The organism is Pseudomonas sp. FW305-7 (genome assembly GCF_058786735.1).
The window spans coordinates 116,828-137,899 of sequence record NZ_JBYSZA010000016.1 but is presented as its reverse complement, the minus strand read 5'-3'; the positions used below and the strand labels follow the sequence as shown (position 1 = coordinate 137,899).

General features: G+C 54.6%; 19 protein-coding genes and 1 pseudogene. 5 read left to right on the top strand and 15 right to left on the bottom strand.

The annotated features are described in order from the left end of the window. Nucleotides 1–3 precede the first annotated feature (3 nt). From AC3WMT_RS19315 to AC3WMT_RS19300, 4 genes and pseudogenes are all read right to left on the bottom strand, one after another. Nucleotides 4–705 (bottom strand): hypothetical protein, encoded by a 702-nt coding sequence (locus AC3WMT_RS19315; RefSeq protein ID WP_103304515.1) that lies wholly within the window; start codon nucleotides 703–705, stop codon nucleotides 4–6. Between the two features lie 134 nt (nucleotides 706–839). Then, nucleotides 840–1,358 (bottom strand): annotated as a pseudogene (locus AC3WMT_RS19310) (DUF6622 family protein); the annotation flags it as partial. A 54-nt stretch (nucleotides 1,359–1,412) separates the two neighbouring features. Next, a complete protein-coding gene (locus AC3WMT_RS19305) occupies nucleotides 1,413–1,817 on the bottom strand; it encodes a GNAT family N-acetyltransferase (RefSeq protein ID WP_103304517.1) in 405 nt (134 codons plus the stop codon). A gap of 43 nt (nucleotides 1,818–1,860) precedes the next feature. Further along, a complete protein-coding gene (locus AC3WMT_RS19300; protein WP_103304518.1) occupies nucleotides 1,861–2,766 on the bottom strand; it encodes a LysR family transcriptional regulator in 906 nt (301 codons plus the stop codon). A 102-nt stretch (nucleotides 2,767–2,868) separates the two neighbouring features. Between AC3WMT_RS19300 and AC3WMT_RS19295 the strand changes: the two genes are divergently transcribed. Continuing rightward, entirely contained in the window at nucleotides 2,869–4,041 is a 1,173-nt protein-coding gene (locus AC3WMT_RS19295) for an aspartate aminotransferase family protein (protein WP_103304519.1), read from the top strand. A 123-nt stretch (nucleotides 4,042–4,164) separates the two neighbouring features. Here the strand turns inward: AC3WMT_RS19295 and AC3WMT_RS19290 are convergent, their stop codons facing one another. Further along, nucleotides 4,165–6,084 (bottom strand): alkaline phosphatase D family protein, encoded by a 1,920-nt coding sequence (locus AC3WMT_RS19290; RefSeq protein WP_103304520.1) that lies wholly within the window; start codon nucleotides 6,082–6,084, stop codon nucleotides 4,165–4,167. Nucleotides 6,085–6,155: 71 nt separating this feature from the next. Then, nucleotides 6,156–6,929 (bottom strand): hypothetical protein, encoded by a 774-nt coding sequence (locus tag AC3WMT_RS19285; RefSeq protein WP_492577904.1) that lies wholly within the window; start codon nucleotides 6,927–6,929, stop codon nucleotides 6,156–6,158. A 208-nt stretch (nucleotides 6,930–7,137) separates the two neighbouring features. Here AC3WMT_RS19285 and AC3WMT_RS19280 point away from each other — a divergent pair, with 208 nt between their 5' ends. After that, nucleotides 7,138–7,506 (top strand): PH domain-containing protein, encoded by a 369-nt coding sequence (locus AC3WMT_RS19280; RefSeq protein ID WP_103304522.1) that lies wholly within the window; start codon nucleotides 7,138–7,140, stop codon nucleotides 7,504–7,506. Nucleotides 7,507–7,523: 17 nt separating this feature from the next. On the opposite strand, the gene AC3WMT_RS19275 is transcribed toward AC3WMT_RS19280, so the two are convergent. Next, nucleotides 7,524–7,853 (bottom strand): hypothetical protein, encoded by a 330-nt coding sequence (locus AC3WMT_RS19275; RefSeq protein ID WP_103304523.1) that lies wholly within the window; start codon nucleotides 7,851–7,853, stop codon nucleotides 7,524–7,526. 316 nt (nucleotides 7,854–8,169) lie between these two features. Beyond that, entirely contained in the window at nucleotides 8,170–8,574 is a 405-nt protein-coding gene (locus AC3WMT_RS19270) for a response regulator (RefSeq protein ID WP_256583543.1), read from the bottom strand. 1,274 nt (nucleotides 8,575–9,848) lie between these two features. Between AC3WMT_RS19270 and iteA the strand changes: the two genes are divergently transcribed. From iteA to AC3WMT_RS19255, 3 genes are all read left to right on the top strand, one after another. Then, nucleotides 9,849–11,033 (top strand): anti-phage ATPase IteA, encoded by a 1,185-nt coding sequence (iteA, locus tag AC3WMT_RS19265; protein ID WP_218276678.1) that lies wholly within the window; start codon nucleotides 9,849–9,851, stop codon nucleotides 11,031–11,033. Then, a complete protein-coding gene (iteS, locus tag AC3WMT_RS19260; RefSeq protein ID WP_103304524.1) occupies nucleotides 10,978–13,254 on the top strand; it encodes a S8 family anti-phage peptidase IteS in 2,277 nt (758 codons plus the stop codon). The genes iteA and iteS overlap by 56 nt, the downstream gene beginning before the upstream one ends. Before the next feature lie 288 nt (nucleotides 13,255–13,542). Beyond that, on the top strand, nucleotides 13,543–15,342 hold the full coding sequence (locus AC3WMT_RS19255) for a GmrSD restriction endonuclease domain-containing protein (RefSeq protein WP_103304525.1): 1,800 nt from the start codon (nucleotides 13,543–13,545) through the stop codon (nucleotides 15,340–15,342). A 486-nt stretch (nucleotides 15,343–15,828) separates the two neighbouring features. On the opposite strand, the gene AC3WMT_RS19250 is transcribed toward AC3WMT_RS19255, so the two are convergent. The 7 genes from AC3WMT_RS19250 to AC3WMT_RS19220 form a co-directional block, all read right to left on the bottom strand. Beyond that, nucleotides 15,829–16,194 (bottom strand): histone-like nucleoid-structuring protein, MvaT/MvaU family, encoded by a 366-nt coding sequence (locus AC3WMT_RS19250; RefSeq protein WP_103304526.1) that lies wholly within the window; start codon nucleotides 16,192–16,194, stop codon nucleotides 15,829–15,831. Nucleotides 16,195–16,256: 62 nt separating this feature from the next. Next, entirely contained in the window at nucleotides 16,257–16,445 is a 189-nt protein-coding gene (locus tag AC3WMT_RS19245) for a hypothetical protein (protein WP_103304527.1), read from the bottom strand. A 55-nt stretch (nucleotides 16,446–16,500) separates the two neighbouring features. Then, nucleotides 16,501–17,364, bottom strand: coding sequence for a hypothetical protein (locus AC3WMT_RS19240; protein ID WP_256583544.1), 864 nt, complete (start codon nucleotides 17,362–17,364; stop codon nucleotides 16,501–16,503). 89 nt (nucleotides 17,365–17,453) lie between these two features. Then, nucleotides 17,454–20,360, bottom strand: a complete 2,907-nt coding sequence (locus tag AC3WMT_RS19235; protein WP_103304528.1) for a DUF927 domain-containing protein — start codon at nucleotides 20,358–20,360, stop codon at nucleotides 17,454–17,456. Further along, on the bottom strand, nucleotides 20,357–20,629 hold the full coding sequence (locus AC3WMT_RS19230; protein WP_103304529.1) for a DUF3077 domain-containing protein: 273 nt from the start codon (nucleotides 20,627–20,629) through the stop codon (nucleotides 20,357–20,359). The genes AC3WMT_RS19235 and AC3WMT_RS19230 overlap by 4 nt, the downstream gene beginning before the upstream one ends. Further along, nucleotides 20,626–20,910: a hypothetical protein gene (locus tag AC3WMT_RS19225; protein WP_038362940.1), complete on the bottom strand. Its 285-nt coding sequence runs from the start codon at nucleotides 20,908–20,910 to the stop codon at nucleotides 20,626–20,628. Before AC3WMT_RS19225 ends, AC3WMT_RS19230 begins: the two co-directional genes overlap by 4 nt. Next, complete coding sequence (locus AC3WMT_RS19220; RefSeq protein ID WP_177431405.1) at nucleotides 20,907–21,065, bottom strand: hypothetical protein; 159 nt, start codon at nucleotides 21,063–21,065, stop codon at nucleotides 20,907–20,909. The genes AC3WMT_RS19225 and AC3WMT_RS19220 overlap by 4 nt, the downstream gene beginning before the upstream one ends. Nucleotides 21,066–21,072: the final 7 nt, after the last annotated feature.

Sequence of the window (21,072 nt, the reverse complement as noted above, 5' to 3'; positions counted from 1 at the left end):
ATATTACTGCGCGGCGATGCTGTAGCCATCGAACGCGGTCTGCTGTTGCAGGGCGGTGATGATGTTCTTGCGGTTGATCGCGTGTTCGGTGCCGGCGTTGTCGAGGAAGGTTTCGCCCTCCAGCTCGGCTTCTTCGCCTTCACCGACGAAGGTGAAACCGAGGAACTCCAGCGCTTCGCGGTCAACGCTCAAGCGCGAACGTGGAGTGCGCAGCGGCAAGGTCACACTGGCGCCGTCCTTGCTGATGGTGAAGATTTCGAGTTCTTTCTTCTTGGCAGCCTTGCTCTTGCCGCCGCTCGGGTTGCTGATCGCCTGATGGGTCTGATTCAGGACTTTCAGCGCGAGACCGTAAACGATTTCCTGGAAGGCCGGATCGTCCTTGAAGCAGGACAGGATGCGGCCGATCGAGAACTTGCTGCTCAGGTCTTCAAGTGCGGCGATGTCGGCGGCTTCGGCATCTTTCAGAGCCTTGAGTTCGCCCATCAGTTCATAGGCCTTGTCGTCATCGAAGCTGTCGTGGGCCTGACGGATCGCGGCGCGCAGCTCGCGAATCTGGTCGCTTTCGCGGTTCGACTGAAAAGCGTCGAGGACCATCTCGCTGATGATTTTGGCTTGTGGCAGGTGTTGTGAAAGATTGATGGAGTTTTCGTATTCCGCTTTGGACGATTCGGTAACGACGGATTCAGCGGTGTTGAAATCGGACATTGAAATTTCACTACTTTTTAACTTGAGTGGAGATGAGAAAGCACAGGGCTTTTTCAGGCCGACTAATTTAGGGGAGCGGGGCGGCGTTGTCACGGAGCAACGGGCTGGCGGTCGAGTTTTTTACCGCTGACTCATCAAGCACCCAGAGGCGGGCGTTGCGCCTGAAGCGTTCGCAGCAGCCAATAGAACTTAAGCGAGCGGGTGCTGATCAATCCGCAGACAAATCCCGACGCTACAGCCTTGAGCAACAACATGCCCGCTTCGGTAGTGCGGTCCGGGTGCACGTCATCCTGGTAGCCGAAGTAGTAGTTCACCGCAAAAAACAGCAGCAACAACACCAGTGCTTTCCAGGTCCCCGGCACGATTAATCCGGTTTCCGGGTCGTCGAGCTCTAAGCCCTTGCGGGAAAAGATCAGCCATGCCGACAGGGCACCGAGGGTCAAAGCGATCAACCAGCCGCCCAGCGTCAAACCGGGATCAACCGACAGGTTCAGCGAAAGCAGCGACCAGACCAGCAGGACCAGCGGCGTCGACAGCAGCGAAAACCGGGTCTCGTGCTGAGGCTTGCGAGCCTTCAGGCCGAAATACACCATGATCAGAAAAACCACATAAACCCACAGGGGGGTGTTTTGCAAAATGGCGAGCATCGCGCAGCGTCCTTGCTGAAAAAAGAGGGGAGATCATAGCTGGTGTCATAGCGTTAAGGGTTACTTCAGTCGTGGGCGCTCCATCGCAATCAGCGACGTTTGAAAACCCAGGCGGGCAAAAAACGCCTCGGCGCCTTCACGGCCTGCACGCAGCACCCAGGTGATGTCGGGGTTATCCCCCATGACGTGCTCAACCAATGCCCGGCCAATGCCTTCGCGTCGATGCTGCACGTCGACCACGACCATCGACAGATAACCGTTGGATAAACCATCGCTGATACCGCGGGCGAAACCTGCGATGCATGTGCCTTTGAGGGCAATGGCCGTGCGTTGGGAGTTGGCGATGAGCTGTGCAAAGTCTTCGCTTGAACCGGTTCGATGGCCCCATCCATGCTGGCCGAGGAACAGGCGCACTGATTCCACTTCGGCGGGCAATAGATCGCGTACGGTCAGGTAGTTGTTCATCGGTGGGTCGACTCCTTGTCGCGGACGTGGTGAGTTAGAGGAACTAGGATCTGCCCCATGCCTGCATCGCGAAATCGACGAAGCGCCGCAGCTTGGGCAGGCGATAACGATCCGGGGCATACAACAGGTGTAGAGGTCGGCTCGGGGGTTGGTAGTCGGGGATGACCGTCACCAGTCGGCCATCGCGCAAATCCTCTTCCACCAGGGCATCGGGCAGCATCACGATGCCCATGCCCGTACGTGCCGCCTGATGCAGGCCGGCGGAGCTGTTGATCAGCATCGGCCCGCTGACGTCGACCATGATTTCGCCGTCCGGGCCGCTGAGGCGCCAGCGCTTTTCCACCGATTGCCAGTCATCGCCGGTGGGGTAGGCAAAGGACAGGCAGTCATGCTGTTGCAGGTCTTGTGGCGTCAGCGGCATGCCTCGTCTTGCGACATACTCCGGCGCCGCGCAGACGGTCAGGGTGTAGTCGATCAGGGGCCGGGCTATCAAGTTGGACTGTTCGAAGTGACCCAGGCGGAAGGCGACGTCGAGGCCGCTTTCCAGCAGATCCGGGCGGCTATTGGTCAGTACCACGTCGAGTTTGACCTTCGGCCATTGCAGGGAAAATTCACTCAGCGCTGGCGCCAGGCGCTCAACGCCGAATGTCAGGGGAGCGGTAATGCGCAGAATGCCACGAGGCTCATCAAGGGCCTGCTCGGCGAGGCGTTCAGAGTCAGCCAACAGTCCCAGCACTTCGAGGCAGCGCTGGTAATAGACGCTGCCGAACTCGGTCAGTCGCTGGCGCCGCGTGGTGCGTTGCAGCAGTTGCACGCCGAGCCGTTGCTCCAGCGCGCGCAGGTGATTGCCTACCATCGTCGTCGACATGTCGCACTGCAACGCGGCCGCCGTCATGCTCCCCGATTCGACCACTTTGACGTAGACGCTCATCGACTGAAACAGGTCCATTATCAAGTCCGGCTTTTAAATGATTGAAGTTTTACCGAGTTTATCCAGTTCTGGTGGCTAACCATACTGCGAGCACACCGACCTTCACTGGAGTTTGAAGTCATGACCGCCGCGCTGATGAACACCTACCAACCACTGGCCCTGAGTTTCACCAAAGGCTTGGGCACGCGCCTGTGGGATCAGGCCGGTCGCGAGTATCTGGACGCGGTCGCCGGGGTGGCGGTGACCAATGTCGGCCACTCGCACCCGCGCATCGTTTCGGCGATCAGCGAACAGGCGGGATTGCTGCTGCATACGTCCAATCTGTACAGCATCGATTGGCAGCAACAGTTGGCCAACCGGCTGACTGAGTTGTCGAGAATGGACAAGGCGTTCTTCAACAACTCCGGGGCCGAGGCCAACGAAACCGCTTTGAAGCTGGCGCGGTTGTACGGCTGGCGCAAGGGCATTGAGCAGCCGCTGGTGGTGGTGATGGCCAACGCGTTTCATGGCCGCACACTTGGTACGTTGTCCGCCAGTGATGGGCCGGCGGTGCGTCTGGGTTTCAACCAATTGCCGGGGGATTTCGTCAAAGTGCCGTTCGGTGATCTTGCGGCGCTGGAGCAAGCACAGCGCAAGCACGGTGAGCGGATCGTCGCGATTCTGGTGGAACCGATTCAGGGGGAAAGTGGTGTGCAACTGGCACCGCCGGGTTATCTGAAAGCCTTGCGTGAACTATGCAACCGGCATGCGTGGCTGCTGATGCTTGACGAGATCCAGACCGGTATCGGCCGCACGGGCCAGTGGTTTGCGTTTCAGCATGAAGGCATTGTCCCGGATGTCATGACCCTGGCCAAAGGACTCGGCAATGGCGTGCCGATCGGTGCATGCCTGGCGCGGGGCAGGGCGGCGGATCTGTTCACGCCCGGCAGCCATGGCAGTACGTTTGGCGGTAATCCGCTGGCCTGTCGGGTGGGCTGCACGGTGCTGGAAATCATTGATGAGCAAGGCTTGTTGGAAAATGCGCGGGTGCAGGGTGAGCGTCTGTTGAGCCTGTTACGCGCAGAACTCGCGGATGACCCGAATGTGCTGGCGATTCGTGGTCAGGGTTTGATGATCGGCATCGAGTTGAAACAGCCGATTCGTGACCTGACGCTGATCGCGGCGCGGGATCATGGGCTGCTGATCAACGTCACGCGCGGCAAGACCATACGGCTGCTGCCGCCGCTGACGATTGATGAGCGGGAGGTGGGGATGATTGTCAGAGGTGTGGTGCGGGCACTGACCGCGCATTGACGGCTTGCAAGTAGCACTGTAGGAGCGAGCCTGCTCGCGAAGGCGGCCTATCAGTCGGCATCTGTGCTGGATGATTGATCGCTTTCGCGAGCAGGCTCGCTTCCGCAATCACAGTGCAAGGTCTTAGTCCGGGTATTCCGACAAATCCGGCGCCAGCATCCGTGTCTTCGCCGCTCCATTGGAATTGTGCTGAATGATCTCGCGTGGCTGGCCTTGCTCGTTGAAAAACACCTGACCGATCCCCGCTGAGTTCCACAGTCGTTCACCTGCCTCGGCATGTTCTGGTGTGTACGGCACGATGCGCATACGTCGACGTTTGGTCAGCCAGTTCAGTGGCGAGCGCGGTGAGTAGAGCCAGCGGTTGAGACGGTCGAACCACTCCAGCAGGGTTTTCGGAAACTCGTTCTTGATCCCGCTGCTGGTGATCTGCCAGATCCGTGGGCCGGCCTTGCGGTGTCGGATAAGTACTTCGTAGACGAAGGAATAATGCACATCGCCGGACAGCACCACGTAGTTACCCGGCGTACGTGTGTGTCGGAAAATATTCAGGATCACCTGCGCGGCGCCACGATGGGCCATCCAGTTTTCGGCATCCACCAGCAGTGGGTAACCGCACCAGCTGAAGACCTTTTGCACCGTTTCAATCAGCTTCACACCAAAAATCGGCGCGGGCGAAACGATGATCGCCGACGGGTGATCGAGCAGCTCTTGCTGCAGTTCGCTCAAGGCTTCCCAGTCGAGCAGACCCGACGGTTGCTTGAGCGTCATTTCGCTGCGCCAGCGTCGGGTACGCGTGTCAAGCACGACCAGCGCCGGGCTGGTCGGCATCACGAAGTGCCAGTTCTGAAAGCGCAGCAAGTCATCGATCAGTTCGTCCTGCACCGGGCTGTCGAGGTAATGGTCATCGCCACTGGCGGCCAGGCGTCGGGTTTTCTCCAGTACATCCTTGAAGGCATCCGGGTTATTGCCCCAGCCCTGGCACAGCATGTAGGCAATCAGCGCGTTGCCGATGATGCGTTTGGAGAAAGGATGGCCGTAGGCCGTTTCCTCCCATTGCGCGGAAAGGTTCCAGTCATCGGTGATGTCGTGATCGTCGAAAATCATCAGGCTCGGCAGATGCGCCAGCACTCGGGCGACGTTGTCCAGGCCTGCCTTGAAGGCGTCGATCCGGGTCTGTTCGAGTGCATATCGCTTGAGGCGATCCGGCGTCAGTAGCGGAGGCTGCGGATTGATCAGTGTCCACGCAACCGGTGACCACACCAGCAAGTACATCGCCATGATTTCGGCAAACGTCACCAGGTGATTGTCGGCGCTGCTGCTGGTGAAAATCGGCTTACGCGCACCGCCGAAAAATCGCTCGCGCAACGTCTCGTTGCTCTCCAGAGCCGGTAACAAATCCGCACGGTGGTAGTAACTGGCCGGGTGTTCGTAGAGTTTCGCGCTGTCGCTGACCACGGCACCTTCGAGGTGTTCGTCGAGCAGGCCGAGGCGCTCGATCAAGGCATGGATCGCCCGCAGCATCGGGCCGGCTACGTCATCGGCGTAGACCTGATCGCCACTCATCATCAACAGCACCGGGCGTTGTTGCGGGTCGGTTTGCGCCGCCAGCAGTTGATCGACACACAGCAAACCATCCGCCGCCGGGTGATGCGGCTTGCGGCAGGAGCCGTGGAGCAACTGATCTATCCGTGAACGCAGGACAAAGTTCGGGCGGGTGGTATCGGCATAAAGCAGGTGCGGCGCCCAATCTGCTATGCCTTTTTCGTCATCGATCAGCAAGTCGTAGTCGATAAAGGTGTCGAAGGGCAGGGCGCTATCGAGTGTGATATCGATGAGGTGAACGAACGCCCGACTGCCTACGGGAATGACTGTGCAATTCTCTACATCGAGCGGAATGTCTCCTACACCCTGCAAGCGCAAAGTCAGCGACAGAGGACGCGTACCGACCAGCCACATCACCAGTCGTGTCGGCTCCAGCCGTCGCAGCAGCGGGCCGGCCAAAACAGCAGGCAGGGAGTTCAGGTCATCAAGTGTTGGAGACATCCGGGTCAAAGCTCAAGGCGCACAGGCCGGCGATGATAGCGCAGCCGGCGCCTTGATCCCTTAAACGAGGCTTAAGAGTCGCTCTTCTTCAACTTCAGATCGAGCAGTCGCCACACAGCCTTGCCGGCATCGTTGCCGTCCAGTTGCTGCACTGAACAATCAAAATGGTAGCGGACATCGTCGCCCAACATGTTGCGGGCAGTGGCGGTACTGCTGACGGTGTAGGTCTGATCCTTGAAGCGCTGGCTGCTGGCGTCCCGGGCACTCGAGATCACCGTCGACGCTGAAAAACGCATGGCACTCTTGATGAAGGGCTCGCAAATCATGAAAGCCATCAAGGATTTGTCGGCATTCGGATTGCTGCCGGCCAATCGGCGCAAAACGGCGAAGTCGTTGCTCACGTTATCCTTGAAGTCCTTCTCTGCCAGTGCGGCCGGCAGACGTTTGCTGAAGTTCGGCAGTAAAGCGGATTCGGGCGGCGAAGGCTCATTCTGTGGACTGCTGGCGACATAGGCCGGAAGGTTTTCAGTTGCAGTTGCAGTTGCAGTTGCAGTTGCAGTTGCAGTTGCAGGTGCAGGTGCTGGTGCAGGCGGCACGACTGTAACGGGGGGCGGCGTCGGAGCCGGTTCTGGGGCAGGTTCAGCTTCAGGCATCACTGCAACAGGCTCGACCTTTTGAGTGACAGTCTCTTGAATCTGCTTTTGCGCAGTTTTGCGCTCCGGCACGAACAGCGAGAACGTGATGGAGAACACCACAATGCCGACAATAAAACCCGCCCCCGCACCGAGAACGTTGCCGACAAACAGATTCCAGTTACCGCGGTTCTTCACCACCCAGCGCCACATGAAACCCCATGCCGCCAGAAATGCGAGTAGACACAGAAACTCCATTCGATCCTTTCCTTAACCTGCAAAAACCTTGAAACAGCGCGTGCTGATGAGCCGCGCTGAAGATGGACGGCAAGATAACAAAATAGTAGCGTCGCGCCACGCTCTTCATCGGCGTAACGGACTTTGATGAGGACGGGATCTTTCTCAACCAAAGGATGGACAGATGATCGACTTCAACAACAAAGGTTTCTTCAAACTCAAGCAGAACGACGAATACGCCGAGCGTGTGACGGCATTGCTGCTGGAAGGCGAAGAGGTGATCGATTCCTACAAAGCCATGCGCGACGGCGTGGTGTTCACCAACAAACGCATCATCGCGGTCAATGTGCAGGGCATCACCGGCAGCAAGAAGGATTTCACTTCACTGCCGTACAAGAACATCGTCGCGTACTCCGTGGAAACGTCGGGCACGTTCGATCTGGACTCGGAGCTGGAGATTTATTTTTCTTCGCTGGGAAAGGTGAAGTTCGAGTTCACCGGGAAAACGTCGATGGTGGAAATTTCGAAGTACATCTCCAGGCATTTGCTGTAAGCGCGTGGCGCGTTCAATTACAGAATGTCTTTCAAGTATCCCTTGAGCGCGAGGAGCGGCTGATCAAGCTGCTCCAACGACTGCGCCTGGCTCAAATCGGCGGATAATTTGTGCAGCTCACGGCCGAGCGGCTTCTCGACACCGCCCAAAGCATCCATCGCCAAGCCCAGGCATTCATTGATTTTGAACTGAATGGTCTGCACATCACCCCGGCGCACCAGCAGTTCGAAAATGTCTTTCTGATAGTCACCCATGACCATATCGTCCCGCAAAATCGGGCTCAGGCCTTCTTCCTCATAAGCGAGTTTGAGGGAGAAAAGGGCGACTGTTTCCAGTGACGTTTCCATGGGGTGGTTCCTTCGGGGCTGATGGCCAAGAAGCGGAAGATCAAAAGATCGCAGCCTGCGGCAGCTCCTACACAAGTCAGAGCTTTATTGCAGGCGAAAAAAAAGGCCTTGCTAAGCAAGACCTTTCTTAATTTTGGTGCCCCGAGGGAGACTCGCCTCCTCCAGAGATATCAAGGCCTACAGCTTGATTGGAGGGTTTGGGATACACGTCGGGATACACAAGGAAGCTTGCTAGCTGAGGTTTAGTCTAAAAGACCCTCATTGAGAGATCGAGAATTTCCTGGCGACGGAGAGCAATCGATCCTCGTTGCTGAGGTTAGCGCTCGCAATTTTGCAATGGAGAACTCAGAACTCTGGCTATCGCTGCCTCAAGCTCATCAATCGACCATGGCTTCTCTAAATATAACGTCGAGGGAGGAATGGCCGTCGGCTCTAAACTGTACCCGGAGACCAAGATTGTGGGCACGTGGGGCCACAGCTCGTGAACATACTTAATGAAATCACTCCCCGATAGCAGGCCAGGCAGACCGTGGTCTGTGATCACGAGCGAACATTTCTTTTCCGTTCGTTGAAGGTAATCCACAGCTTCATCAGCACTCGCGAATGAAATGGATGAAACGCCGAACTCTTCAAGAGCCGTGCTCATAAGCATGCGCAAGGTAGGATCATCCTCAACGACGAGTACATCCCCCTGTAGGCTTACCGGCTCAATCTTGTTCAATCGGTGGATCCTTATCCGGGTAAAGACGAATAGCTGTTTGGTTAACAGAAATATTCTGCACTCCACCTATAGCGCTTACCAGCCTTTTCCCCACCCTCGGCTTTCGTAGCTATTAATTTCTAAGCGAGCTCTTTCGATTGCCAGATACCGGTGGAGGATGTTGCCGTCGGGATTGTGCGAGCGCCGGTCTGAGACACCTGGTGTGTGCGAAGTTCGGCCGAAATGGGGAGCGACTCAGCCAAAAAAACCGCTGGGGACCCTGAGGATATTGGGAGGGTACGGGGTCGGAAACCCGCCGGACTGCGTTAGTGGAAGGATTTCAAAGTTACTGAAATTTCAGGCGTTGAAATCGAAAGATTTCTGCTGAAAAAAGGCCATCGTTACCGCATCGGTAACGATGGCCTTTTGTGTTGATGATTGTGAACACCTTGGGCCGTCAACCGAGTCAACCTGTCAACCAATGTAAAAAAGTCAGCCACTACCAAGATCGCGCGGGTTTTGTGCCCCGTGTCATTCAGAAACGCTCAGGGGCCCCGGCGACCTCTCATCATCTGTGCAACTGCACTGGTGAACTGTGTGTTCACCCGGTTCACCTGTTCACTAAGCTGGGCGCCTGTCCGCTAACAAAGTCCCGCGGGTTTCCGACCCCGTGTCTCAATGAAAACCCCAGGGGCCCCCGGCAGGCCGCGGGAGATACACCTTAAGTTCGCTGGAGGGATCGATGCTACCGGGGAGCGGGGCTCGTATCTGTTCAAAATACGGTGTAACTGGTGTAACTGGTGTAGCGCGAGTAGCTAAGTCATTGTATTTATTTAGTTTTATGAGGGTTACACCGATCTGGAACACCAATTTTCAAGCGTGTAACTGAGCCAAGTCGTGTAACAGTTTCAGATGAATATCGGCCGCTCCAACTGGTTGAACGCCCGCTAGTAATGGTTCGCCGTCGGTAATCATCTGGCATCAGGCCTTCAGTTGTGTCAGCAATTTGCAGGCAGTCGCAAAAGACTGCTCTCGGCCAGAAGCGGGATTCAGCTATCGGCTATAAGCTGCCCTTCACTTCATGTGAAGTACTGAGACAGCTGCCAGTCCCCAAGTCATACCCACAGTGAAGCCGGTTGTGAACCGCGATTTCCGGTGCCTTTGCAATTCTCAGGGACATGCTGTAAGGGTGGAGGATTTCTCTGTTTCAAAATCGCCATATTCTGTAGCGAAACCGGACTTATGCGTTACACTAATGCGGAAATACGAAACGAATCAGCTGATTGGTAGCTCACTTGGAACATCTTTCCGAAATACTTAAAATCCTTGATGGTGCCCTGAAGGCCAATGCCAGCATGGCCTCGAACTATGCAGGGCTTCTAGCTGAGAAACTGGAACAGGCCGGAGATGGCAAACAAGCCCGCATGATTCGAGAGCGGCTTGCTCGAGCGCCTGTCGCGCTAGCAAACGCCCAGGATGCCTCAAACGGAGTCAGCTTTGGCAACCTGCCCGTAGACGGTGAAAGCCACTTGCATACAGTGGACGTAAGCCATCCAATGGAAGAAGAAACATCTCTTCTGCTCCCTAGTGCAATTGCCTCGCGGGTCAGTGAGTTCATTGCCAATGTTCAACGCTATGACGAGCTTGCACGGGTTAATGCAGCGATGCCGAGTAGGCTGTTAGCTTACGGACTACCTGGTACCGGAAAAACCAAACTGGCGCGCTATATAGCTGCCAAGCTTAGGCTGCCGCTGCTTACAGTGCGCTGCGATACTTTGGTGAGTAGCCTATTGGGGCAGACCAGTAGAAATCTCAGGAGAGTTTTTGAGTTCGCACAACAAAGGCCTTGTGTACTTCTTCTCGACGAGTTTGATGCGCTCGCGAGCGCTAGGGGGAACGATCGAGATGTCGGCGAGCTTCAACGCGTCGTCATCGCGCTGCTGCAAAACATTGATGCGATAACTGAAAGCACCGTCGTCATTGCTGCCACAAATCATGACCGCTTGCTGGATCCAGCAGTATGGCGACGTTTCGGCTTCCGCATCCCGATGCCGATTCCAGACACTGCGTTACGTCGGCAGTTATGGGCCCAGTTTTTGATGCCGTATACGACCGAGGAAATTGACCTGGACGATCTCGCGGGTTTTTCCGCAGGCATCACCGGTGCAAACATCGAGCAGGTTTGTCTGGATACGAAGCGAGCGACTGTTCTTGCTGGCGCTCCAAAGATTAGTGAGTTAGAACTGGTACGACGCCTAGGCTTAAATCTTGCGATAACGAGTGGCATACTGCTATCAACCGTCGAAGCTGAGATTTATTGGCTGCGAGAGTGGGCTCCTAAGCATTTTTCTTTGAGAGCACTCGCAAAGCTGTACGGCTTGTCGACAAGATATATTGGCAAAGTCATCAAGGAAGGTAGCGACTATGGCACGCAAGAAAGGCCCAGAATCAGTCCAGGATCGGCCCAGTCCACGGACTGATAATCCCTTTATTCATGTCCCATTTTCTCCGATAGACCTCAGTTCGGTTGAGCGTCCCCCCGGTGGGGGCAAGAAACTTCTGGTGCCGGTGGATGACGACTATCGGAAAACGCTTTCGCAGAGCTTGCTGCAAGCCTCCTTAGCATTGGCTGATGAGCGGGAAAGGTATCCAGCTCAGCTGTCGACGTTCGTCTTCCGCCTTCGGGAGAAAGGAATAGCGAAGTCTCATCGGCCAATCGAGCTTACTCAAGAGACGGGACTGCAACCTGCAGGGCACGCCAAAATTGACGAGATGTTGGTCTCCGCAGATGGAAGCGCCATCTCTGCTCTTAATAGCGCTATTTTGACGCGCAGAACCAAGGTAATCACCGCTAACCTCAGCGCCATTGAAAGTATCGAACCGTGGGGCCGGGCCCGTCGTAACCCTGGTGGGTTCGCTGAACTTCAACAGAAGGGAAGTGGCCTGCTGAGGCTTTTTCAATATCAACGGTCAGACTTCAATAGCATTAATCAGGAAACCATCCTTCGGCTGTTGAAATCGCTGAGGATTGACTACTCCGAAATCCCCATAGGGAGAGGCCTGCCCCTTATCGCAATAAGGCGCATAGATCGACTCGACGACGCAGCTCTTGAGAGCCTGCTGGACTACCCCGGCGCACGTCAGATTTACGCCGAGCCAACTTTCTATAGCCGTAACTCAGTAAGCGTACCGGTAACTGCTGCTTCAGGTAGTGCGGCTGCCTCTGCGAGCATTGGTTATCCTACCGTGGCAGTCTTCGACACAGGAGTGAGCAGAGACGCGTTAGCGATAACCGATTGGGTGAAAAGTCGAGACACCTACGTTCTTCCACCCGACACGAATTTTGAGCACGGCACGGCAGTCGCCTCCCTCGTGGCAGGTGCGGCTCATTTCAATGATGGGCACGCTTGGATACCTCCGACGCAGGCCTATGTACATGACGTATGCGCGCTAGAAGCTGCAGGATCCTCCTTCGGTGAGTTGGAGTTAAGGCTGCGAGAGGCGGTTCAACGCCGCCCGGATATCAAAGTCTGGAATCTTTCGCTTGGCGGCGCCGCCTGCGACGAACAAAGCTTCAGCGAAATGTCCATGGCGCTGGATGATCTTAGCGATAAATACGGAGTTCTCTTCGTTGTCGCTGCTGGGAATTATCTCGATGAGCCGCGCCGGACATGGCCAGCCCCTGCGCAACTCGCCGACCGCGTTTCATGTCCTGGTGAATCTGTTCGAGCTCTAACTGTGGGATCGATCTCTCACGTTGACGCTGCCGGGGCGCTCTCAGCAGCCGGTCACCCCACACCATATTCTCGCTGCGGTCCAGGCCCGGTTTTTACACCTAAACCAGATATAACCCACGTGGGAGGGGGCGTTCATGAGCCTTGGGAAGTAGGCGCAAGCAGCCTTAAAGTACTCACACCGAAAAATTTGTTGGGCTATGGCTTTGGGACGAGTTACGCAGCCCCAATTGCTTCTGCAATGGCCGCAAACGCCTGGTTGGCCGTGACTGGGCATGGAGCTTTGACACCGACGCCTGCATTGGTAAAGGCTCTTATGATCCATTCTGCGCAGCTGTCATCACCTGATTACCAGGCGTTCGAGCGCCGATATCATGGCGCAGGTAGGCCAGAGGCGATTTTGAAGTGTCTGTATGACAGTGACGACAGTTTCACAATGGTTTTTCAAGCAGACCTAGTACCGGGAATGCGTTGGCGTAAGGCATCATACCCAATCCCCAATTCCCTGATTCACAACGGAAAATTTCGAGGTGAGATCATCATTACGGCTGCCTATGCGCCACCGGTTGATCCAGGCGCCGGCAGTGAATACGTTCGTGCTAACGTAGAACTAAGCTTTGGTGAAATCGACGGCAATAACATTAAAGGCAAAGTGCCCATGGATGGCGAGGAGGGACAAAACGGCTATGAAGCGGCCCAAGTAGAGCATGGTAGCAAATGGTCGCCGGTGAAGGTCCATCGCAAGAGTTTTCCTAATGGAACAGCCGTTGAAACTTGGGGGCTTCAAGCTACGGCAATGCTTCGAGCCTTTGAACCCGCTCTGACGCATGCGCTTCCGGTCACCATCATCGTTACGCTTCGTGCCCTTGATGGAAACCCAGATGTTAGAAGCGATGGAATTCGGGCGCTGACAGAGGCGAATTGGATTCATAACGCACTTCCCGTACGCACGCCTATCCGCACCTGACATGGAAGCAACGGTGTAGCCCGCTTTTGGCTGCTTTTTGCTTTACATGAAGGCAGAAAGTAGTCAGTAGCTGTTATTCATTTACGAGCGCTTTGCGACTTGTCGCGTAGATCTGCAAATTTCGACGTGATTCCGGCACGCTCAGTTGCCAGAGATGCCACTATTGAGAACGGTACCATTTTATTCATTATAGACGATCGTGTGGGCAGGCATTCATGAGGTCTTAATGAGTTTTACTTAAGTCTAAACGGCTACAGTTAGCCAATGTTATAAGGATTGATAAAAAGTATGCAAAACAATCTGAATATTCGCGGCGAACCAATTCAAACTGTGTACACAAACTTTCGACAACGAAAGTTTATTGTTAATAGGCGATATCAGCGCAAGCTGGTCTGGACCTTGCTTGAAAAGCAGCGATTTATTGACTCTTTGATAAATCAATTTCCTGTGCCTTTATTTTTGGGCGTGGCGTTCGAACACCCGACGCGGGGAAGTTGCTTTGAAATACTCGATGGCATGCAGAGGCTTGAAGCGATAACTTCATTTATTGAAGGGGAGTTTCCTGTCGAAGGCGGTTATTTTGATTTGTCGACAATTGCTGAAACAAATAAGTTGCTCGTTGAAGGAAGATTAACGCAAAAGCTTCCGGCTCTGGGGTTTGAAGCTTGTAATAACATATTGAACTATCCACTGCCTATTTCCACGTCCGCTTTCACTACACCTGAAAATGTAGACGAAACTTTTCGAAGGATAAATACAGGTGGTGTACGTCTATCAACGCATGAGGTTAGGCAAGCTGGTGCAATTTCTGACTTTCCTCAGCTTGTAAGGAAATGCGCGATATATATTCGTGGCGATGTCTCGCATACCGATATCGTTGATCTCGACGCAATGAGAAATATAAGTCTTACAAGTGATGAGCTTAATTATGGAATAAAAGTAAAAGAGACGTTTTGGAATAAAGCTCACATTTTGACGTCTGAAAACATCCTCGCTTCTCGGGATGAAGAAGTTGTAGCGCATATACTCCTTCATATCTTGTTAAAAAATAATGCCAAGACATCCACCAACTTTCTTGATGAAGTCTATACTCAAGGGTCGGACGTTTCTAAATTGGCGGACGACACAATATTGAAGCATGGTGCAGATATAATTTATAAGCAATTTTGCTTCGTATTTGACGAGCTGTCCAAGGTTATTCAAGCCTTCGGTAATAATCTTGCTACTTATTTGTATGAGAAAGAGCCAAAGAAAATCCAACATGCTTATCAAGTTTTGTATCTGGCTTTTTTCGACTTGTTGATGACTCAAAATAAGAAAATACAAAATGTCAGCAGCTTAGCAAAAGCATTAAAGTGGCTCGCGACCAATAATATGGGCAGGCTTAGTAATGACCGAAAATGGATCCAGGCCGACCGTATTCAGATGATTAATTCTGTAAGGGGTGTTTTAGCTCCTCACTTTATCGCACGTGAAGGCATGGATCCGACAGCAATGTCCTGGGTAGAAAACCTCCAGAATATTTTAAATCAGTCGAGAACAGAAAATGTTTGTTACGATTTTAAAATTGGTCTGCACTCTTTAACGCCGCAAGGTGATCTCAATAGCAAAGCCCTGCCGAAAATAGTTAGAACGCTAACCGCTATGTCAAATTCTCATACTGGTGATAGCTATGTAATCATAGGTGTCGCGGACAACGAAGGTGACGCAGCGCGCCATGATAAGACCTACTCAACTAAGGCAATTAAATACGGTGATTTTTATGTGACTGGTGTAGGCGCAGAAGCCGAGAAATACTATCAGAACATTGATGCTTACCAGCAATTTATGCAACAGATTATTGATGCTACACCAGTGAGTGACGAGGCGAAGAGAGCAATTCAAAGAAATGTTGTTTTCATAAAGTATTATGATAAAGATGTGATTTTGCTGAAAATAACAAGAGGGAAGTCTCCTCTAAAGTATGACGGAAAAATCTACGTTCGGAAAATCGCGAATACCGACCCACAGCCTATTCCGGAAGAAAATGAGTTCGCTTTTTTCGCTGAGTTTATGGAGCAATCCAGTCGCTACCCTTACGCAATATAAGTTTGAGTTGTAGACTCTATGCCTTCAATTGTTATGTGTCATTGGAGGCGTAGATTGAGTTACGGCAGAAGCGGTTGATCGCGCGCGACTGCTTTTGGCCGAAAGAGACGTTCGTGAAGGGCAGTTATCAGCCGAACTGTGCTCCGGGTCAACCTCCAGGTTATGCCAGTCACGCTGAGAGCATCGCCAAGGCTGCAACGATTGTGAAATACGGAGGCTGGATCGGCGCAGCCTTAGGAGGGGGGGGCATTCTATAAGAAGATTCAGAAGTCTGGGCAGCAGGCAACATAGAGCCCGTGAAAAGATCAAAATACACCGAGGGCGGTAGATTCATTGATGGAGTGGCCGGTGGTGTTGCGACAGGTGTGGTTATGCAACTGCGCCCCATAGCGCTGCTTTCCAGCAGGACCGTGATGTTGTAGCTAAATCAGGAATACTAAAATGACAAAAAGGGCCCATCTGGGCCCTTTTTCAGGTGAAGCGATCTTACTTTTTCAGCCAGCTTTCAACCACGTCGGAACCGTATTGGGTTTTCCACTCTTTTAGTGTCTTGTGATTGCCACCTTTGGTTTCAACCACTTCACCAGTGTGCGGGTTCTTATACGTCTTCAGCTCTCGAGGTTTACGCGTGCCCGACGCTTGAACAGGCGCTTTGCCGCGTGCGCTGCTCTGTGGGTCTAGTAGGTTGACGATGTGCTTAAGGCTGAAGCCGTACTGGGCGAGCAATTCACGGAGCTTGGTTTCAAACTCGATCTCTTTTTTCAGTGCTCCGTCGCTCTTCAGTGCTTCCAGCGCCTGAAGCTGTTCGGCCAAGTGCTTTTCTAGCTGACGGTATTCGGCAAGTTTTGACATTGTTGCTTCCTGAATTATTTTTGAGATATCTATCTGAATAGCATTACAGCATATAGTTTAGGTTAGTTTCGACCTTTTAGCTGGCTTTCGATAAGGCTCATTTCGCTCTTGATCAAGTTCACGGTTAATACCTGAACTTTAGAGGCCTTTCCGGCTTTTATATCTACAACCTTCATCAGCGCCGTCAAATAGCTTTTGCGCGCTTTCAGGGTGTCAGTCCAGCTAGCGCTGTTTTGTATGGTAGTAATCATGATTTACTTAATCCGAGGGTTTCTAAACAGCCCGCGTCGGTGGGCTATTTCGGGTTCAAGCTGCCAACAGTTCCTCTAATGTGATATTTCGGGCAGCAGCGGCAAGCTCCTCACGACGAATATCCGAATGAAAAGGACCGAATCGAGGTACATCTAGGTTGGAGAAACCGTATCCCGAGTTCCCTTGTTGGTAGTCCACGGCAAGTATCCGTGCACCAATAGCTACTAAGTGATTCGTGACGGCATTCCACTCTTCGTCTAACGTAAGCCCTACTGCGCTCAGGGCCGATTTTTTGGCTTCATTTTCACGCTGTTTGGCGTCTGCGATACGTGCTTCAATGGAGTCGAGTTCCGCCTGTAAAGCCACGAGGATAAGTTCTTGCCTTCTGACATGCTCATCTGTGGTTGCAAGTTGCTTGGCTGCCTTCTGAATTTCGCCGTTGGCAGCTTTTTCGCCTTCGCTATCGCCACTTGCAAGACTTCTGGCATACAGGCTTGCAGCGTCTCTTTCTGCTTGCTGCGCTTTTTCCAGGGATTGTTCCGCATCCGTCTGAATCGTCAGAAGACGTTCTTTCAAGTGCGACTGTGTCCGTTCCAGCGCTTCGACCTCAGCAGCAGCTACGGACATGATTTGGATCGACTGCGATTTGATTTCGTCAACCTGGTCCATCCGTTCTAAGTAGGCGATCTTTTTATCGATACGCTCAATCTCGGATGGAATGGCTCGTAAGCGAGCTTTGGCAGATGAGAGTCGATCCATAGCTTCACGCCTCTCAGGACTTCCTATCATGTTACCAACAGGGCTGTAGTTATTTGGCGCGTTGTGCCAAGCGGCTTCCAGTGCGGAGAGACTGTTTTCGATGGTTTCGTGCTCAACGACCAGAGCGGCTCGTTGCTGTTTCAATTCATTCATTTTCATGTTCATGGTCCTTGATGAGTTCTGATTACGTTGATTTGGCTGGCGAGGCCGGGAGTGAGCCGGCGTTACCTCGATCAGTTGAGATGCCCTCAGGCAGCCCGAGCCTCGTTGTCATCCGTTCCCGGAATTGCCTTCACGATGTAGCAGCGCTGTTGGCCTAAGCCGGGCAATCGCACCAGACTTGATGCCTTGCCGTCGCTGCTTGGCTCCAGCACACCGCGTTGCAAGAGTTCCTTGTTTACTGCGGTAAGGTTCATGCCCCGGAAGATCTCCGAGCGCCATGCCTCGGTCAGCACGTAGTAGGTATTTGTGGTGTGCAAGGTGTCGCCCATGCCGTGCTCCAGCGTCTTGCGAAAGCCGAGGCGGTCAATCGTGCGCGGGCCGTGTTCGTCGATCTTGGCTGCAGTCGATTCCCAGCGGGTGAAGCGGCTTTCGCCGAAGCGCTCGATGAACTGTCGCAGCCTCGCCGATATCGCATCGCCCTCGAAATTACCGGCACCGCCACGTTCGTTTAGCCAAGCACTCAGGCACACGCGAGCGGCCGTGGTGGCGGTCCCGTCTGGCCAGCCGGTGATACCCATCGCGGTGGCCAGCTCGCCTGCGGCCGCCGCGAGACCGAAACGAGCGGCAGCACGGTGCGCCTGCCCACTCGCGGATGCAGGAAGCGATTTAGCGATAAAGCCTTCCAGCGTGCGGCGCAGGATAACCGCCCAACCGTGGCGTTTGCCGGGCTCGCACAGCGCCGTCAGAAATGCAGTGAGCGGGGTGCCGTAGTATTTCGCTACGCGGGCTTTGAGCGCATCGGAGAGCGCTGCCGCATCCTCGAAACCGTTGAGCGTGTCGAACATGCCGAGGCCTTTGCTGGCATCGGCCGGAACGGCGAGCATGCGCACCTCCATGCCCGCTTTCAGTTCCTTGTTGGCTTCGGCCATGTGCTGCGCCAAGGTCTTCTCGCCTGTGGAGAGGAACAGCAGGCGCCACTCTTGTACCTGCCGGCCTGCTTGGCCTCGGTCATTGGCGCGAGCCTTCCCGGTGCCGTTGCCGAGCATGTAGACCGTTTCGCCAATGATCCGTGGATCGCACATGCCGATTTCATCCAGCACCAGGAGGCCGTCTGAATGCGCGGCAGCGATGGACTCCAGCGCGTTGTCAGTCGAGCGCCATGAACGCACCAAGCGCGGTCCGCCATAGATCGAGGTGGCAACTTGCAGGTGAGTGGTCTTGCCGCCGGAGCTGTCGCCGTACAGGTGGAAGCCGCCCGACTCATGGCCAAGCATGTGTAGCAGCGGACCTGCGAACGCCACCCCGACGACAAACGCTAGGCGATGATTGCCAACGCACAATGCGCCGATCTGCTGTTGCCATTGTTCGAGCGTGCCCGCTTCGCTGATCGGTGGAAGCTGTGCACCGGCATCATAGAAATGCAGATGTTCGCTGTGCGTGCCAACCTGCTGCTCGGGCAACAGAAAGGCGTTGTCGTGCCAACCCAAGCGGGTTACCAGTCGTGCCCGTTCCGCGCTGTCAAATCCGCCGAGATAACTCTGCAAGTCATTGCGTGCGTTGCGTCCCGAACGGCTACCGGCGAGGCGCAGGCCCATGTCTACCAACGGCCCAAGCACGTCCTTGCCGAAGTCGCCAGTCATGGTGCGTGCCGGAATGTTCCAGCGTTTTTTGGTGCCGTCTGGATCGTCGAACTCGACCAGCAGACCCCAGTTCTGGCCCTTGTCATCACGCGTCCGGGCGAGAATAGCCAGCGGCGAACACACCGGACGCGCCTCGCCGTCGTCACCGGCATAAAACACGCCTTCGGACGTCAGGCGAAAGCCTCCCGGCATTAGGTCGTTTTTCGATTTGGTTGGGCGCTTGGGCGCTGCTTTAGGTTTCTGTTCGGGTTCTGGTTCAGCGTGTGCGACAACCGCTTTTTCCTCGATCACCGCGAACAGTTCACAGCTGCTTTCCAGCTCGACGAAGTGGTCGACGGTCCAGCCTTTGGCGATTGCATCGGCGGCATCGTCGCCGTCGTTCCATTGCCCACCTTTGGCAAACGCGGCACGTTCGTTCTTCCGGATCGGCTTGCGTTTGAACACATCCAATGCGACGAGTCGGACCGAGGCAGCGCCGATTTCGCGCAGCTTCTCGGCAACGACTTCCATGCAGCCTTTGCCGCTGTCGTCGTTGTCCGGCCACAACAACACATCCCGACCTTTGAGAGTTGTCAGGTCGGCTTTGTGCCAAGAGTTGGAGCCGTTCGGCCAGCACGTGGCCACGTGGTTGGGCAGCAGTTCGGCGGCGGCATCGGCAGCTTTCTCGCCTTCGCACAGAACCACTGGTGCGTCACTGCGCAGGGCCAGTTCATCAAGGCGAAGCAGGGGACGCGGATCTGGCAGACCCTGCCAGCGCCATTGTGTGGATTGGCCATCGGCGCGCTGACACCACGTCAGTGGCGCGAAGACCTTCTTCGGCTTGCCGTCTTCATCGGGCCCAAGGTCGAAGCGATAGATCGCCATGAGAGGCTGACCCTTTGCGTCACGATAGACCCAAACCTTGGACGGCACACCATGATTGCGATGTTTGGCTGGGCACTTGTTCATGGCCTCGGCTGGGATTGGCTGAATGGCAATCCACTCAGGTGCTTTTGTCTTAGCAGGCGCTGTCTTCGCCTGGGCGGCGCCCGGCGATACGTTGAGCAATTCTGCGAGTTTGTTGCAGGCCTCAATGTCGGTGCCGCCGTCCAAGTAGCGCACTAGATCAATCAGGTCGCCGCCCTTATCGCCGGTGGCAAAGTCGGACCATGTGCCTTTGCTCAAACTGATCTTGAGCGAACCGGCGCGCTTATCGCTGCGGGTCGGATTTGGAGCGGTGTATTCCTTGCCGCCGTCGACGCGCTTGCCGTTGGGCAGCCAGTGCGACAAGACACGATCAATGTCTTTTAGCGCAGCGGCTTTCACGTCGGCAAAGCTTGGACGTTTTGTGGTGATATTCGGGCGCTGGCTCATGTGTCAGCCCTCGGCAGAAACAAAGCGTCGTTGATGTCATCGATCAGCGCTTTGGCCATCTCGCCAAGGTACAGGGCAGGCCAACTGAAACGCTCACCGCTGTCGCTCATGGCGGCGTCGAAGTTGAGCTGGTTAGCGTGATGCTGGAGTAGAGAAACCATCTCCATTGCATCCTCGACCGGGACACCGGCATTGACCCGAAATAATTTTAAATCGGTGGCATTCACGCGAGTAAAAGTGGCGTGGCCGAGCGTGGTGGAAGCGGTCATAGTGCACCGCCTTTCTGCATGGCAGGCGTCGACGTGTTATCGCCGTGCATGGCCAGTGTTTTGATCAGGCCGAGGGTGCCGCGTACATCCCAAAGGACGGCTGCGATAACGTGATTAGCGAGGCGCGAGGATTCATTTTCGAAGTGATCCTCGAGCAATGTCAGCACTGAATCGGCACGGTCAATCGCACAGGTTATAGCGTCGATGGGCACACCGGCTTCTGCGGTGGGATTCACGCAAAGCAGGTCTTCAGGCAGAGAGAAACTCAGGGCGTTATTCATTGGGCACCGCCTGCGGTTTCGAGTGCGCGGGCTTTGGCCATGTGAGCGTTGTAACGGGAGAGGCGTGTAGCGAGGCTGGAGTTGGCGTGTAAAGCGGCGAGAGCCATTGCACGGTGTGCAGCGGCGCGAATTTTGGACGGATCGATGGTGATCATTAGATGT